This is a genomic window from Methylobacterium sp. D53M, from assembly GCF_053345625.1.
Genome location: NZ_JBKFAL010000032.1, coordinates 15,294 through 29,066, shown reverse-complemented (window position 1 = coordinate 29,066; position 13,773 = coordinate 15,294). Strand labels below are relative to the sequence as shown.

Here is a 13,773-nt window from a genome sequence, read left to right as displayed (position 1 = left end):
CCGATGGCCCGTCGCACCGTCCTGAACCCGCTCGCCGCCGCCCTGATCGCCGGCGCGCTCGGCGCCTGCAACACCGCCGACCGCCTCTCGCAGGTCGGCTTGACCCCGGCGCTGTCGGCGATCGAGGACCCGACCGCGCAGCCGGGCTACAAGCCGGTGCGGATGCCGATGCCGGACGTGCAGCCGGTCTCGTACGCGCCGAACTCGCTGTGGCGCACCGGCTCCCGCGCCTTCTTCAAGGACCAGCGCGCCGCCAAGCTCGGCGACATCCTGACCGTGAAGGTCAAGGTCACCGACCAGGCGAACATCAGCAACGAGACCAAGCGTTCCCGGGCCAACACCGAGAGCTTCGGCCTGCCCAACGCCCTGGGCCTGGAGAACAACGCGGTCGGCAAGTCCTTCGGCGTCGGAAGCACCGCGCTGCTCTCCGCCACCTCGGCCATGGCCAATGACGGGGCCGGCTCGGTCCAGCGCACCGAGTCCGTCCTGACGAACGTCGCCGCGGTGGTGACCCAGGTCCTGCCCAACGGCAACCTCGTGGTCGAGGGCAAGCAGGAGATCCGGGTCAATTTCGAGGTGCGCGAGATGATCGTCGCCGGCGTGGTGCGGCCGGAGGACATCGAGTCCGACAACACCATCGACTCGGCCAAGATCGCCCAGGCGCGCATCGCCTACGGCGGCCGGGGCCAGATCACCGACGTGCAGCAGCCGCGCTACGGCCAGCAGCTCGTCGACATCCTGCTGCCGTTCTGAGGCACCTCAGGACGGCTCCTCCGGCTCCGGCCCGCGCATCACGTCGAGGCCGGAGCCCGCGCCGGGGGGCGGGCCGACCTTGACCGGCGCGCCGGTGCGGGCGGCCTCGTAGATCGCCTCCATCAGGACCTGGTCCTGCAGCCCCTCCTCGCCGGGCGTGCGGGGCCGCAGGTTCTCCTGGATGCACCGCGCGAAGTGGTCCAGCTCCAGGGCGAACTGGTTCTTCGGGCTCAGGACCTTCTCGTCCCGGGCGGCGTTCCTGCCGTCGCGGTGGCCGATGTAGAGACGCTGGCCCTGGTAGGCGAAGGCGTTCTGGAGATCGACGGAGGCGGTCCCGGTGTGCAGGGTCAGGCTCCGCGCCTCGTAGACCCCGTAGCTCGTCAGGCACTGGGCGATCACGCCGGACGGGAAGTGGAGGGTGAAGCTCGCCGTCTCCTCGACCTCGCGGTACTTGGGATCGTCCGGCGGCGCGTGGATCTGGGCCTGGATCAGGTTCGGCTCCTCGCCGAGAACCGCGCGGGCGGTGTTCAGGCAGTAGAGCCCGATATCCGGCAGCGAGCCGCCGCCCGCCAGCGCCCTCCGCAGGCGCCACTGCTCCGGCAGACCCGTGGTCTGGCCGTTGAAGGCCTGGATCAGCCGCGGCCGGCCGAACTCGCCCGAACGCGCGAGCTTGATCACGGCCCGGTTGTGGGGCTCGTACTGGCACCGGTAGGCGATCATCAGCTTGACGCCGGCCTTCGCGCAGGCCGCGATCATCTCCCGGCACTCGTCCGAGGTCACGGCCATCGGCTTCTCGCAGAGCACCTGCTTGCCGGCCGCGGCGGCCGCCACGACGTTGTCCCGGTGCACGCCGTTCGGCGTGACGATGTAGACCGCCTGGACGTCGGGGTTGGCCTTCAGGCGATCCCACGCGTCGTAGCCGTAGACGGCGTCGTCCGGCAGCCCGTACTGCCGCGCCACGAGCTTCGCCTTGTCGGGCGAGCCCGACATCACCGCCGCGAGACGGGCGCGCTTGGACTCGCCGAAGGCCGGCAGGATCTCGTCGAGGCTCAGGCGCCCGAGACCCACCACGCAGTAGCCGACGCGCTGGCTCGGCGGCTGCGGCGCCGGGCTCGGGGCGGGCGGCCGGTCGCCCGGCCCGCGCCAGTTCGGGAACATCACCTTTCCGCCCTGCACGGCGCCGGTATCGGCCGGGACCGAAGGGGCCGGCGGGGCGGCCGGCGGGGCGGCCTGCGCGCCGCCGCCGGCCGCGGCGCCGGCCAGGGCGCCCCCGGCCGCGAGGAGAGTGCGTCGTGAGAGCCGGGTGTCGTCCGCCATGTGCCTCGCCGTGTCGCCGGATCGGGAGGGCCGCGCCTGGGACGCCGCCCGCGCCGGGAGCCGCCGGATGGCGGGACCGCGCCCTCAGTGAACGCGACCCGGCTCCGGGCTGTTTCCGTCGAGGAGCGCGGCGCGCAGACGCGCCACCTCCGCCTCGCTGGCGGCGAGCCGGCGCGCGACCGCCTCGGGCTCCGTCGCCGCTCGGGTCTCGGCGAAGCCGAGGCCGACCGACTCGCCCGCGCGCCAGGCCACGAAGGCGCGCCGGGTCTCGCCGCGACAGGGGATGAACAGCTCGACGCAGTCGGGGAGCACGGCCTCCGCCGGCAGCCGGACCCGCGCCCCGTCGAGGGACACGTCGCGGACCGTGCAGTCGATCTCCGGGAGGAAGGCCGCGATGCGCAGCCGCCCGCCCAGGCAGACGCGGCGTCGGGCAGTGCGGCGGCGCTCGACCACGATCGTCTGACCCTGACGGTTTCGGTTGCGGGGACAACCGCCATCCAGCCCGGACCGCCCCCGCCCGTCCACCTTAACCGTCTGTTTACCTTAACGGCGGCCTCAGGCGGGCGGCGGCGGGTCGGGCGCCTCGACCTCGCCGCGGCGCTGCAGTTGCAGGGCGACGAACCAGCACAGGGACGCCCAGGCGGCGCCGATGCACCAGCCGGCCAGGACGTCGCTCGGCCAGTGCACGCCGAGATAGATGCGGCTGATGCCGACGAGCAGCGTCACGCTCACCCCGAGCGCCAGGACCAGCGCCTTGGCGCGGCGGTTGCGCTCGATCCGGGCGATCAGGGTCGCCAGGGTCAGGTAGGCGATCGCCGACATGGTGGCGTGGCCGCTCGGGAAGCTCGCCGTGAACACCTCCATGCCGTGGGGCACGAGGTCCGGCCGGGGCCGATGGTAGAAGATCTTCAGCACCGTCGAGACCAGCTCGCCGCTCCCCACCGCGGCGAGGACGTAGAGACCGATGCGTCGGCGCCCGGACACGCCGAGATAGGCCGCCACCGCGCAGGTCAGGAACAGCACGGTGAAGACGCTGCCGAGCCCGGTGATGTCGCGCATCGCCTCCTCGAGCCAGGGCGGCCCGATCGGGTCGGCGAGATCGGCGGGGTTGCGCAGGGCGAGCAGGATCCGCCGGTCGAGGGCCGCGGTGGAGCCCTCGCCGACCTCGTGGGCGAGGTAGAAGAATCCGTAGCCGAGGATGCTCAGGCAGAGCAGGGCGACGAGGGGACCGACCTCGTTCAGGCGCAACCGCAGCCAGACCGCCATCGCGGGCTCGATCAGCCGGTTCTGCCGCAGGTTGCCCGGCGCCCTCATGGCGCGGTCTCCCGGTGCGCGTCGACATCCATCAGGCATTCTCTCCGAAGGGCAGGCGGGCGACGGCGTCCCAGGGGCCGCCGCGGTAGCGCCAGAGCAGGGTGCCGGGGGCGGTGAACCGGAACGGCACGAACCCCGCCGACAGGTCGGCGTGCAGCGCCCGGGCCGTGTCCGGCGACACCTTGTTCTGCACCGTGACGTGCGGGCGCCAGCCCTGCCGGTCCTGGGCGGTGAGGTGGGCCGCGAATTCCTGCGCGAGGCGGCCCCGGAAGCGCGCCAGCGCGTCGGAGTCGAGCGCGTAGGCGACGCCGCGGCCGGTGAGGCGCAGGCCGGTCACCGCGACCTCCGGCGGCGGCACCGTGCGGGCGAGGGCGGTGATCGCCTCGATCACGCCCCGCTCCCGGTCGCCCGGCAGGTGGTGGAACAGGGTCGCGTGCGCCGGGATGCGGTTCAGGGCTTCCGGGAAGTGGCGGCGCCGCTCGCCGTCGAACCGCGCGAAAGTCGGCTCGTCGAAGGCGAGCGTCAGGATCAGGGGGTCCGCGTCGATCATCGGGGCCAGATGGCGCCCGCGGGCGCTCAGGTCCAGTACAGGATCCGCGCGGCCGGCAGGTCGCGGGCGAGGCAGGCGGTGAGATGGGCGCGCATCGCCTGCATCAGGGGCTTCGGGAAGACGTGCTTTACCGAGCCGAACTTGGTGCGCTTCTCGACGCGCTCCGCCTCGTCCAGCGGCAGGTCCGAGCCGGGATACCAGCCGCGCAGCACCGCCTTCGAGCCCGGCGTGAACCGGTGGGTGATGAGTTCGGCGGTGAGGTCGAGATCGGGCACGCCGGCCAGCGCGTCGGCGGCGGCGCGGACCAGCCCGGCATAGGCGTCCGCCCAGTCCGGAACCGGCAGGATCGGCGCGACGGTCAGGCCGACCGGGTAGCCGGCCCGCGCCGCCGCCGCCAGGGCGGCGAGCCGCGCGTCGAGGGGATCGGTGCCGCCCTCGTAATGCGCGGCCGCCCGCGGATTGACCGAGAAGCGGATGCGCGTGCGCCGGTTGTGCGGCAGGTCGAGGAGCGGTTCGACCGCGGCGAACTTGGTGGTGAAGCGCAGCTGCACCGGCGCGTCCCAGGCGCCGAAATGCCGGATCGCCGCCGAGAGCGAGCCGGTCAGGTGCTCGATGCCGAGGGGATCGGTGTAGCAGGACGCCTCGAAGGTGGTCCCCTCCCGCGCCCGCTCGGCGGAGGCCGACGTCACCGCGCCGCGCCCCGCATAGTCCGCGAGGGTGCCGAGGATCGCCGCCAGATTGGCGTAAGCGCGGGTCACCGGCGGCCCAGACAGAGAGCCCGCGAGGTAGCAGTACTGACAATGGGCCGGGCAGCCCTCGGCGAGGTCGAAGCGCCAGTCGGCCGAGGGCGGGATCGGCTGCAGTCGCAGCTTGGTCGGCGGGGCGACCGTCAGCGCGAGGGTCGCCTTGGCGGCCGCGTAGGCGCGGCGCGGATCCGGCTCGCGCGGGCTCGGCAGGCGGTTGGACGCCAGCCGCTCCACCGGCAGGCCCAGCGCCTCGGCGCGGGCCAGCATGGCGCGCCCGTGGGCATGCTCCAGGGCGGCGGGCATCACCAGCACGCGGCGCGGGCGCCACAGCCGCGCCGGGCGGGCGGGCTCCGGGCCGCCGGGCAGCTCCGGGCGATCGCGGGTCTGGACGGCCGGTGCGGGCGAGGGCGTCATGCCTGACGAACGCGCGGTCCCGGTGCCGGGTCCGGCCTAGTCGCCCGCTCGCGGTGCGGCTAAAGCACCGTCATGTCTGCAGGCAGGGAGAGCGTACATGTCGGCCGCGACGGCTGGTTATTCCTCACGGGGGGGACCAACCGGGTCATGGACCGGTATCGCGGCGGCCTGCGGCACTGGCTGCTGCTGCGCGGCTGGACACGGCTGATCAAGGCCCGCGCGCGGCGGGCCGAGAGCCTCGGCATCCGCTGCCTGCACGTGATCGTGCCGGAGAAGCTGTCGGTCTACGACGACAAGACCGACGGCCTGCGCTACGCCCCCGGCAAGGCCTCGACCCGGCGGCTGGCCCGCAGCCTCTCCCGGCATCCGGCCTATCTCGACCTTCTCGCCCCGCTCCGCGCCGCCCGGAACGGGCCGGTGCCGCTCTACCTGCGCACCGACACGCACTGGACCGCGCAGGGCTGCCTGCTGGCCTACCGCGCGATCATGCGGGCGCTCGGGGCGATCCCGCCGGCCGACATCGGCGCGCGTCCGGGCATCGTCTCGGACCAGCTCATGGATCTCGGCGAGAAGCTGCCGGAGCGGCCGCGCGAGCGCCTGGAACGGTTCATGCTGCAGCGCGACGCGTCGCGGGTCGAGACCGGGCCGCTGCTCGCCGCCTACGAGGCGGAAGGGCGCGACCGGGAGGTGCATGTCGGCGCGCATGTCGTCTACCGGAACGCGTCACCGGCGGCCGATCCGCGCCGGCTCGTCCTGTTCGGCGATTCCTGCGCCCATTTCGACCCGTTCCTGCTGACCGGGCTACTCGCCGAGAGCTTCAGCGAGGTGCACTTCGTCTGGTCGTCGAGCCTCGACTGGGCCTATATCGAGCGGGTCCGCGCCGACATCCTTCTGTTCGAAATCGCCGAGCGCTTCCTCGCCAAGCTCCCGAAGGACGATTTCGACGTGGCCGTCGCCGGCCAGCGCGGGACCGGCGGCCGCCTCGCGAAGCTCCGGACCGGCGGCCTCGACACCGTCGGCCGCGGGGCGAAGCCTCAGTAGATGGCCTGATCCAGGCGGGCGAAGTCGGCGACGCTCGCCGCCTGATACTTCGCGAAGGATTCCGGCGCGCAGGCGATGCCGATCATCAGGACGAGGAGCGTCGCGAGGCACGCGAGCGTCGCGGTGACCACGTCGGCGTGGCGCCGCAGGGCGTGGATCACCAGGCACCCGAACGTGAACAGGGCCGCCTCGGCGACGGGCACCAGCGCGAACGACATCACATCACCTCCATCGATCCCCCACCGGGTCGGGCAGCTGCGGCACGCGCACGGCGACGGGTGGGTGACGCGAGACATGGCGGACTTTGCTGCACCGCAACAGACAGGCGGGCGCAGGCCTGCCTTGCGTGGCGTTCGCGGGCGGACGCGTCCCTTCACACCGACCGCGCGAGGCCCATCTCGGTCGGACCTCTCGGACAGGCGGAGACGACAATGGGCCTCCTCGTAGACGGCATCTGGCGCGACCAGTGGTACGACACCGCCGCGACGGGCGGCCGCTTCGAGCGCAAGGCCTCCGCCTTCCGCAACTGGGTCACCGCCGACGGGTCGGCGGGCCCCTCCGGCGCGGGCGGCTTCCGCGGCGAGCCGGGGCGCTACCATCTCTACGTGTCCCTGGCCTGTCCGTGGGCGCACCGCACACTCATCGGCCGGACCCTGAAGGGGCTGGAGGACGCGATCTCCGTCTCGGTGGTCGACCCGCACATGGGCGCGGAGGGCTGGGTCTTCGGCGACACGCCGGGCGCGACGCCCGACCCGATCCACGGCGCCCGGCGCCTCTACGAGGTCTACCTGGCGGCGGACCCGTCCTACAGCGGCCGGGTCACCGTCCCGACCCTCTGGGACCGGGAGCGCGCCACCATCGTGTCGAACGAATCCGCCGAGATCCTGCGGATGCTGAACGACGCCTTCGGGGGCACCGGCCCCGACCTCTATCCCCCGGACCTGCGCGCCGAGATCGACGCCGTGAACGGCCGCGTCTACGACCGCGTGAACAACGGCGTCTACAAGGCGGGCTTCGCGACCACACAGGAGGCCTACGCCCAGGCCTTCGAGGCGCTGTTCGCGGAACTCGACGCGCTCGAGGCGCGCCTCGAACGGAGCCGCTACCTCTGCGGGGACCGGCTGACCGAGGCCGACATCCGGCTGTTCACGACGCTGGTGCGGTTCGACGCGGTCTATGTCGGGCACTTCAAGTGCAACAGGCGCCGGATCGCCGACTACCCGAACCTGTCGAACTACCTCCGCGACCTCTACGCGCTGCCGGGCGTCGCGCCGACCGTGAACCTCACCCACATCAAGCGGCACTATTACGAGAGCCATCCAACCATCAATCCGACGAGGATAGTGCCCCTCGGGCCGGACCTCGACCTCGCCGCGCCGAACGACCGGGCCCTGCGGTTCGCGGGCTAGCGGGCCGCCCCGCCCGGCGTCCCTGCCGCGCCCGTGCGGGTAGGGTTGAGGGCGTCCGGCGCGTCCGCGACACACCTCCCGTCGCGCCGGTCCGGGGGCCGTGCCCCTCGACGGCGTGCGCGGCGCGCCTAGTTCGGCTCTCAACCGGAGGATGCCCGACACGCCATGACCAACAGCCTGCGCCTCGCGCTGCTCTGCGCCCTCGTCAGCCTGCCCTCCGCGGCCCGCGCCCAGGCGGCGCTGCGGCTGGAAGGGACCTGCGAGAAGCTCGTCATCGGCACGCAGGACCTGAGCGCGGCCTGCAGCAACGTCCTGACGAACGCGGTGAGCCGCAACCGCACGAGCTTCGACTTCACGACCTCCGACGGTCAGACCCTCAGCTTCAGCGGCAACGGCGCCCAGCAGGAGGCCACCGAGGAGACCGATCCGCTGCAGCCGATCAACGTCGTCACCACGGGCAAGGACGGCGCCCCGATCCTCGCGATCGGCGCCTGCCGCTTCTCGACCCCGGAAGCCGGGCGCACCGCGATCACCTGCGAGGCCAGCACCGCCGACGGGCGTCCCTTCGCCGGCACGTTCGTGACCGCCGCCAAGGCGGCGGCGGGCGCGCCGGCCGCCGCGCCGCCGCGCTGAGGATCCGTCCCTCCGGGCTGGTCAGACCGAGGCGGAAGCCCCATTTAAGGCGCTCCACGAAAAAGGTTCCGAAGCCAGACCGATGCTCAACGACACCCTCGCCGCGGGCGGTACCCCGGCCGGCGACACCGGCTCCCTCATCAAGGACACGACCACCGCGAGCTTCCGTCAGGATGTCATCGCCGAGTCGATGAACCGGCCGGTCCTGGTCGATTTCTGGGCGCCCTGGTGCGGGCCCTGCAAGCAGCTCACGCCGGTCCTGGAGAAGGTCGTCCGGGAGGCCGCGGGCGCGGTCGTCCTCGCGAAGATGAACATCGACGAGCATCCCTCCATCGCCGGTCAGCTCGGCATCCAGTCGATCCCGGCGGTCATCGTCTTCCAGAAGGGCCAGCCGGTCGACGGCTTCATGGGCGCGGTCCCGGAGAGCCAGATCAAGGAGCTGATCGCGCGCGTGGCCGGTCCGCAGCAGGACCCGCTCGAGGCGGCCCTCGCCGACGCGGCGGCCCTGATCCAAGAAGGCGACCTCGCCGGCGCCGCCGAGATCTACGCGGCCGTGCTGGAGCAGCAGCCCGACAACGTCACCGCGCTGGCCGGCCTCGCCAAGATGCAGCTCGACGCGGGCGAGATCGAGAACGCCAAGCGCGTCCTGGCGATGGTTCCGGAGGCGAAGGCCGGCGACCCGGCGCTCGTCGGCATCCGCGCCGCCCTGGAACTCGCCGAGCAGGCGGCGTCGCTCGGCGACCTCGCGGGCCTGCAGCGCGAGGTCGAGGCCAACCCGGACGCCCATCAGGCGCGGTTCGACCTCGCGCTCGGGCTCGCCGCCCGGGGGGAGCGCGGCCAGGCGGTCGATCACCTGATCGAGCTGCGCAAGCGCGACAAGGACTGGAACGAGGACGGTGCGCGCAAGCAGCTGCTGCAATTCTTCGAGGCCTGGGGCGTGATGGACCCCGACACGATCCGCGGCCGGCGCAAGCTCTCGGCACTTCTGTTCTCGTGAGGCACCGGCTCGCGCGCCGGCCCACCGATCGGCCCCTCTGGGAGGCGCCATGAGCACCCATGCGAGCTACAAGGGCCCCGCGGATTGCCCGGCCGTGATCCCGGTCTTCCCGCTGTCCGGCGCGCTGCTGCTGCCGCGGGGACAGATGCCGCTCAACATCTTCGAGCCGCGCTACCTCGCGATGGTCGACGATGCCATGCGGACGGACCGGATCATCGGGATGATCCAGCCCGACCCGGAAGGGTCGGGCGGATCGAATCCGAAGCTCTACCGCGTCGGCTGCGCGGGCCGCGTCACCCAGTACGCCGAGACCGGCGACGGCCGGTACCTGATCTCGCTCACCGGCGTCACCCGGTTCCGGGTCGAGAGCGAGCTGGCCTCGATCGGCCCCTATCGCCGCTGCCACGTCTCCTACGACGAGTTCGCGGTGGACTTCGAGCCGCGGGCGGGCGAGGAGCAGGTCGACCGCGAGGGCGTCCTCAAGGCGCTGCGCGATTTCGTGGAGTCGAACGACCTCAAGGTGGACTGGGCCGGGATCGACGAGGCGCCCGACGAGGCGCTGGTCAACGCCCTGTGCATGATGAGCCCGTTCGGCGTGCGCGAGAAGCAGGCGATGCTGGAGGCTCCCGACCTGAAGACCCGGGCCGAGATCCTGATCGCGGTCACGCAGATGGAACTGGTTCGCGGCTCGGGTCCCGAGTCGCCGATGCAATAGGTTGCCCCGCCGATGTCCAACGATCTCACCGCCCCCGTCGAGGCGACCCGCGTCGACCCGAAGCTCCTGGAGATCCTGGTCTGCCCGCTGACCAAGGGCACCCTGGAATACGATTCGGCCCGGCAGGAGCTGATCAGCCGCTCGGCGAAGCTCGCCTACCCGATCCGCGACGGGATCCCGATCATGCTGCCCGAGGAAGCCCGGCCGCTCACCGACTGAGCACCGCGAGTCGCTCCGGCCGTCCCGCGCGGCCCGTCACAACCCGAGAGGGCGGCGCGGCGCGCTGGTCGGCTGCCCGCGCACGCCGACGGATCCGATCATGGATCCCGCCCGGCCCGATCGAGGCCGGTTGCTCAATCGCCGGCCCGCCCCGAGGCGCCCGAGGCTCTCCCGCGCGGGCAGGGTCGGCCGCGGTCTCGCGGGCGCTTTCCCGCGGGCCCGGCGATCCTCGGCAGGCGCGAGCAGGACCTTGGCCGCCCCCGTCTCCTCCGTGATGAGCGGAGACTTGGACGCTCCGGTCGGCAGATCAACCCACAGCATCGTCCGCAACGAGCTTGACTATTGGCCGGGAGACTGTCGGCCGTAATCTATCTTGAACAGGCGGGAGGCAGCCATACTCTTGCCGCTTCCATCGTTCAGCGTCGAGTCATCCTCGATCGATGATTCTGACCGTGCACGCCGCTTCCGGCGGTGTCCGCTTCGCTGAAAGATTGCATCGCATGACCAAGCTGACCGCGGTCGCGGCCCTCGCCGCCGGCCTTCTCCTCCCGACGTGCCTGCCCGCCAGCGCGGGGCCGAGCGCGCATAACGGGCGGTGGTCGGTGGAGCTGGTGACGGAGAGCGGCCTGTGCAGCGCCCGCTACACCTACGCGCTCGCGATCCGCGAGGGGCAGGTGCAGCTCGTTTCCGGCAGCGCCGGGGCGCAGGTCAACGGCCACGTGCGGCCCGACGGCAGCGTCGGCATCACGGTCAGCAACGGGACGGCGAGCGGAACCGGCACCGGCCGACTCCAGGCCGGCAGCGGCGCAGGCACCTGGAAGGTCTCGTCCCTGTGCTCGGGCCACTGGACCGCGCGGCGCAGCGACACCCGCACCGCGCAGGCCGACTGAGGTCGCTCAGGCGGCCGCGGCGAGCCAGCTCCGCGCCTCGTCGATGCGGGCGCGCTCGAACACCTTGATCTGGGTCGGCGACACGAAGTTGAAGGTCTCGGCCAGCGCCTTCAGCCAGGGCGCGTCCGTCACCAGGGCGACGTGGCTGATGCTCTTCATCATCGAGATGCCGAAGCGCGGGTCCTTGAAGAAGGCCGCGGGCTCCATGCCCTCGAAGGCGCGGATATCCTCGAGCAGCTTGATCTTGCCGCCCTTGTCGAGGTCGGCCTTCATCGCGGTCATCGCCGCGTTCATCTCCTCGTCGGTGATCTTCCCGTCGACCACGATCTCGGCGACATTCGAATCCGGCGTCTTGGTGTAGGTCAGCACTGATCGCTCCTCCGGGAACCGCATGCGTCCCGTAGCCGGTCTCCGACCAGGGTCCGCCGCCCGTGACCTGAGCCATACCCGATCGCGGGACGAACCGGTATGGCCCCGGACCCTCGCTCTGACGTGCCTCCCGACGGCGAACCGGCGTTCACGAGACCGGGAGGCCCGCGAAGTCTCCTACAAAAAGCTCTGCGGGTCGACATCGATGGCGACCCGGACGTTGCCCCGCACCTTCGGGCCCCGGGCGATCCAGGCGCGCAGGTAGGCCTGGAGATCGACGTTGCGCTCGGTCTTCACGAGCAGCCGGAACCGGTAGCGGCCGCGCACCAGGGCGAGGGGCGCCTCGGCGGGGCCCAGGACCATCACGCCCTCCGGCGGCTCGGCGGCCCGGGCGAGCGCCTGCCCGTGCGCCTCCGCGACCTCGCGCTCGCTCGCCGAGACGATCAGGGCCGCGAGCCGCCCGAACGGCGGCAGGCCGGCGGCCTCGCGGGCCTGGATCTCCTCCGCGTAGAAGCGCTCGGCGTCGCCCGAGAGGAGCGCCGCGATCACCGGGTGGTCCGGCTGGTAGGTCTGGACCAGGGCGCGCCCGGGCTTCTCGCCGCGTCCGGCGCGCCCGGTGACCTGCTGGAGCAACTGGAAGGTGCGCTCCGCCGCCCGCGGGTCGCCCGAGGTCAGGCCGATATCGGCGTCGAGGACGCCGACCAGCGTCAGGAACGGGAAGTTGTGGCCCTTGGCCACGAGTTGCGTGCCGATCACGACGTCGCACGCGCCGGCCGCCACCGCCTCGAGTTCCTGGCGCAGACGCTCGGCGCCGCCGGGAAAATCGCTCGACAGGACGACGATGCGCCGGTCCGGGAACATCTCGGCCGCCTCCTCGGCGATCCGCTCGACGCCGGGCCCGCAGGCGGTGAGATTGTCGAAGGTCCCGCACTCGGTGCAGGCCTCCGGCCGGCGCTCCGCGTAGCCGCACTGGTGGCAGACCAGCGCCCGGCGGAACCGGTGCTCCACGAGCCAGGTCGAGCAGTTCTTGCACTGGTAGCGGTGGCCGCAGGCGCGGCAGAGGGTCAGCGGCGCGTAGCCCCGGCGGTTGAGGAACAGCAGCGCCTGCTCGCCGCGCCCCAGGGTGCTCTTCACCGCGTTGACCAGCGGCGGGCTGAGGAAGCGGCCGCGCTCGGGCTGGTCGAGGCGCATGTCGATCGCGGCGATGTCGGGCAGGCGCCGGCCGCCGAAGCGCTCGGGGAGCAGGACGTGCCGGTAGCGCCCCCGCGCGGCGTTGACGCGGGTCTCGATCGCGGGCGTCGCCGAGGTCAGGACGACCGGGCAGCCCTCGAGGCGCCCGCGCACCACCGCCATGTCGCGGGCGTGGTAATGGACGCCGTCCTCCTGCTTGTAGGCGGTCTCGTGCTCCTCATCGACCACGATCAGGCCGAGCCGCGCGAAGGGCAGGAACAGGGCGGAGCGCGCGCCGACCACCACGAGCGCCTCGCCGTCGGCCACGGCGGCGCGCAGGCGCTCGCGCCGCTTGCCGCCGATCCCGGAATGCCACGCCGCCGGCCGGACCCCGAACCGGGCGGCGAACCGGTCGAGGAACTGCGCCGTCAGGGCGATCTCGGGCATCAGGATCAGGGCCTGCCGCCCGGCCCGGACGCAGGCCGCCACCGCCTCGAAATAGACCTCGGTCTTGCCCGAGCCCGTGACGCCCTCCAGCAGGACCGGGCGGAGATCGTCGGATTCCCGCGGCTGCGGCCGGTCCCACGGGAAGGGGGCGACGAGGGCCGCCACCGCCTCGGCCTGCGCGGGCGAGAGCGGCGCCCGCGGGAAGTCCGGGTCGGGCCGCGGCGCGACCGGCTCCGGCTCGACCGCCACGGTCTCGAGGACGCCGTCGTCGATCAGCCCGTCGACCACCGAGAGCGAGACGCCGGCCTCCTTGGCGAGCGCGCTCTTGCCGCGCAGGGCGCCGTCGGCCGCCGCGGCGAGCACCTTGGTGCGGGCCGGGGTCGGCCGGGACGGGGGCCTGTCGGTGAGGCGCACGGCGACGCGGGCGGTCTCGCCGGCGGCCGCCTCGTCGGGCAGCCGCAGGACCATGGCCAGCGCCGAGCCCTTCGGCGCCAGCGTGTACCGGGCGATCCAGTCGACGAGGCTGCGCAGCGGCTCCGACAGGGGCGGGTAGGGGAGGCGGCCGGTCACGGGCCGCAGGTTCGAGCCGCCGGGCGTCTCGGCGACGCCCCAGACCACCCCGACGATCTCGCGCGGGCCGAGGGGCACCTGCACCACGTCGCCCGGGGCGAGGTCGAGCCCGGCCGGCGCCACGTAGCTGTAGGGCGTATCGAGGGCGAGCGGGATCAGGATCTCGGCGACGGCGGGCATGCGGGGCTTTTCGGGCGGGTCCGTTCCGGGTCCGTACCA

Annotated in this window: 16 protein-coding genes; 8 read left to right on the top strand and 8 right to left on the bottom strand. The window is 72.7% G+C overall.

Translation table 11 applies throughout. From position 1 onward, the window contains the following. Positions 1-3 precede the first annotated feature (3 nt). Positions 4-753 carry a flagellar basal body L-ring protein FlgH gene (gene flgH, locus ACLBYG_RS27905; RefSeq protein WP_020093631.1) on the top strand — a complete coding sequence of 250 codons (750 nt, stop codon included), beginning with the start codon at positions 4-6 and terminating at the stop codon, positions 751-753. A gap of 6 nt (positions 754-759) precedes the next feature. Here the strand turns inward: flgH and ACLBYG_RS27900 are convergent, their stop codons facing one another. From ACLBYG_RS27900 to ACLBYG_RS27880, 5 genes are all read right to left on the bottom strand, one after another. After that, on the bottom strand, positions 760-2,070 hold the full coding sequence (locus tag ACLBYG_RS27900; protein WP_447683626.1) for a Gfo/Idh/MocA family protein: 1,311 nt from the start codon (positions 2,068-2,070) through the stop codon (positions 760-762). A gap of 84 nt (positions 2,071-2,154) precedes the next feature. After that, entirely contained in the window at positions 2,155-2,523 is a 369-nt protein-coding gene (locus ACLBYG_RS27895; protein ID WP_447683625.1) for a PilZ domain-containing protein, read from the bottom strand. Between the two features lie 102 nt (positions 2,524-2,625). Continuing rightward, positions 2,626-3,384, bottom strand: coding sequence for a phosphatase PAP2 family protein (locus tag ACLBYG_RS27890; protein WP_020093634.1), 759 nt, complete (start codon positions 3,382-3,384; stop codon positions 2,626-2,628). Positions 3,385-3,415: 31 nt separating this feature from the next. After that, a complete protein-coding gene (locus ACLBYG_RS27885) occupies positions 3,416-3,934 on the bottom strand; it encodes a 2'-5' RNA ligase family protein (RefSeq protein ID WP_447683624.1) in 519 nt (172 codons plus the stop codon). Positions 3,935-3,960: 26 nt separating this feature from the next. Next, positions 3,961-4,983 (bottom strand): spore photoproduct lyase family protein, encoded by a 1,023-nt coding sequence (locus ACLBYG_RS27880; RefSeq protein WP_447683638.1) that lies wholly within the window; start codon positions 4,981-4,983, stop codon positions 3,961-3,963. A 183-nt stretch (positions 4,984-5,166) separates the two neighbouring features. Between ACLBYG_RS27880 and ACLBYG_RS27875 the strand changes: the two genes are divergently transcribed. Beyond that, positions 5,167-6,135, top strand: coding sequence for an alginate O-acetyltransferase AlgX-related protein (locus ACLBYG_RS27875; RefSeq protein WP_447683623.1), 969 nt, complete (start codon positions 5,167-5,169; stop codon positions 6,133-6,135). Here ACLBYG_RS27875 and ACLBYG_RS27870 read toward each other — a convergent pair. After that, positions 6,129-6,353 (bottom strand): hypothetical protein, encoded by a 225-nt coding sequence (locus ACLBYG_RS27870; RefSeq protein WP_042671783.1) that lies wholly within the window; start codon positions 6,351-6,353, stop codon positions 6,129-6,131. The two genes, ACLBYG_RS27875 and ACLBYG_RS27870, sit on opposite strands and share 7 nt — an antisense overlap. A 213-nt stretch (positions 6,354-6,566) precedes the next feature. On the opposite strand from ACLBYG_RS27870, the gene ACLBYG_RS27865 reads away from it, so the two are divergent. The 6 genes from ACLBYG_RS27865 (at position 6,567) to ACLBYG_RS27840 (ending at position 10,998) form a co-directional block, all read left to right on the top strand. Continuing rightward, positions 6,567-7,544, top strand: coding sequence for a glutathione S-transferase family protein (locus tag ACLBYG_RS27865; protein WP_447683622.1), 978 nt, complete (start codon positions 6,567-6,569; stop codon positions 7,542-7,544). A gap of 165 nt (positions 7,545-7,709) precedes the next feature. Beyond that, on the top strand, positions 7,710-8,177 hold the full coding sequence (locus tag ACLBYG_RS27860) for a hypothetical protein (protein ID WP_020093640.1): 468 nt from the start codon (positions 7,710-7,712) through the stop codon (positions 8,175-8,177). Positions 8,178-8,259: 82 nt separating this feature from the next. Next, the gene (gene trxA / locus ACLBYG_RS27855; RefSeq protein ID WP_020093641.1) at positions 8,260-9,174 is read left to right on the top strand and encodes a thioredoxin; all 915 of its coding nucleotides are present in this window, start codon (positions 8,260-8,262) and stop codon (positions 9,172-9,174) included. A 49-nt stretch (positions 9,175-9,223) separates the two neighbouring features. Continuing rightward, a complete protein-coding gene (locus ACLBYG_RS27850) occupies positions 9,224-9,889 on the top strand; it encodes an LON peptidase substrate-binding domain-containing protein (protein ID WP_020093642.1) in 666 nt (221 codons plus the stop codon). 12 nt (positions 9,890-9,901) lie between these two features. Beyond that, a complete protein-coding gene (locus tag ACLBYG_RS27845; protein ID WP_020093643.1) occupies positions 9,902-10,108 on the top strand; it encodes a Trm112 family protein in 207 nt (68 codons plus the stop codon). 500 nt (positions 10,109-10,608) lie between these two features. Continuing rightward, positions 10,609-10,998: a hypothetical protein gene (locus tag ACLBYG_RS27840; protein WP_354455844.1), complete on the top strand. Its 390-nt coding sequence runs from the start codon at positions 10,609-10,611 to the stop codon at positions 10,996-10,998. Positions 10,999-11,004: 6 nt separating this feature from the next. On the opposite strand, the gene ACLBYG_RS27835 is transcribed toward ACLBYG_RS27840, so the two are convergent. Both ACLBYG_RS27835 and ACLBYG_RS27830 read right to left on the bottom strand, forming a co-directional pair. After that, complete coding sequence (locus ACLBYG_RS27835) at positions 11,005-11,367, bottom strand: SpoIIAA family protein (protein ID WP_020093645.1); 363 nt, start codon at positions 11,365-11,367, stop codon at positions 11,005-11,007. A 177-nt stretch (positions 11,368-11,544) separates the two neighbouring features. Then, entirely contained in the window at positions 11,545-13,734 is a 2,190-nt protein-coding gene (locus tag ACLBYG_RS27830) for a primosomal protein N' (RefSeq protein WP_447683621.1), read from the bottom strand. Positions 13,735-13,773: the final 39 nt, after the last annotated feature.

Bases quoted from the DNA above. Each gene is read 5' to 3' on its own strand.
- flgH (WP_020093631.1), top strand. From the start codon at position 4: ATGGCCCGTCGCACCGTCCTGAACCCGCTCGCCGCCGCCCTGATCGCC.
- ACLBYG_RS27900 (WP_447683626.1), bottom strand. From the start codon at position 2,070: ATGGCGGACGACACCCGGCTCTCACGACGCACTCTCCTCGCGGCCGGG.
- ACLBYG_RS27890 (WP_020093634.1), bottom strand. From the start codon at position 3,384: ATGAGGGCGCCGGGCAACCTGCGGCAGAACCGGCTGATCGAGCCCGCG.
- ACLBYG_RS27885 (WP_447683624.1), bottom strand. From the start codon at position 3,934: ATGATCGACGCGGACCCCCTGATCCTGACGCTCGCCTTCGACGAGCCG.
- ACLBYG_RS27880 (WP_447683638.1), bottom strand. From the start codon at position 4,983: ATGCCCGCCGCCCTGGAGCATGCCCACGGGCGCGCCATGCTGGCCCGC.
- ACLBYG_RS27875 (WP_447683623.1), top strand. From the start codon at position 5,167: ATGTCTGCAGGCAGGGAGAGCGTACATGTCGGCCGCGACGGCTGGTTA.
- ACLBYG_RS27870 (WP_042671783.1), bottom strand. From the start codon at position 6,353: ATGTCGTTCGCGCTGGTGCCCGTCGCCGAGGCGGCCCTGTTCACGTTC.
- ACLBYG_RS27865 (WP_447683622.1), top strand. From the start codon at position 6,567: ATGGGCCTCCTCGTAGACGGCATCTGGCGCGACCAGTGGTACGACACC.
- ACLBYG_RS27860 (WP_020093640.1), top strand. From the start codon at position 7,710: ATGACCAACAGCCTGCGCCTCGCGCTGCTCTGCGCCCTCGTCAGCCTG.
- trxA (WP_020093641.1), top strand. From the start codon at position 8,260: ATGCTCAACGACACCCTCGCCGCGGGCGGTACCCCGGCCGGCGACACC.
- ACLBYG_RS27850 (WP_020093642.1), top strand. From the start codon at position 9,224: ATGAGCACCCATGCGAGCTACAAGGGCCCCGCGGATTGCCCGGCCGTG.
- ACLBYG_RS27845 (WP_020093643.1), top strand. From the start codon at position 9,902: ATGTCCAACGATCTCACCGCCCCCGTCGAGGCGACCCGCGTCGACCCG.
- ACLBYG_RS27840 (WP_354455844.1), top strand. From the start codon at position 10,609: ATGACCAAGCTGACCGCGGTCGCGGCCCTCGCCGCCGGCCTTCTCCTC.
- ACLBYG_RS27830 (WP_447683621.1), bottom strand. From the start codon at position 13,734: ATGCCCGCCGTCGCCGAGATCCTGATCCCGCTCGCCCTCGATACGCCC.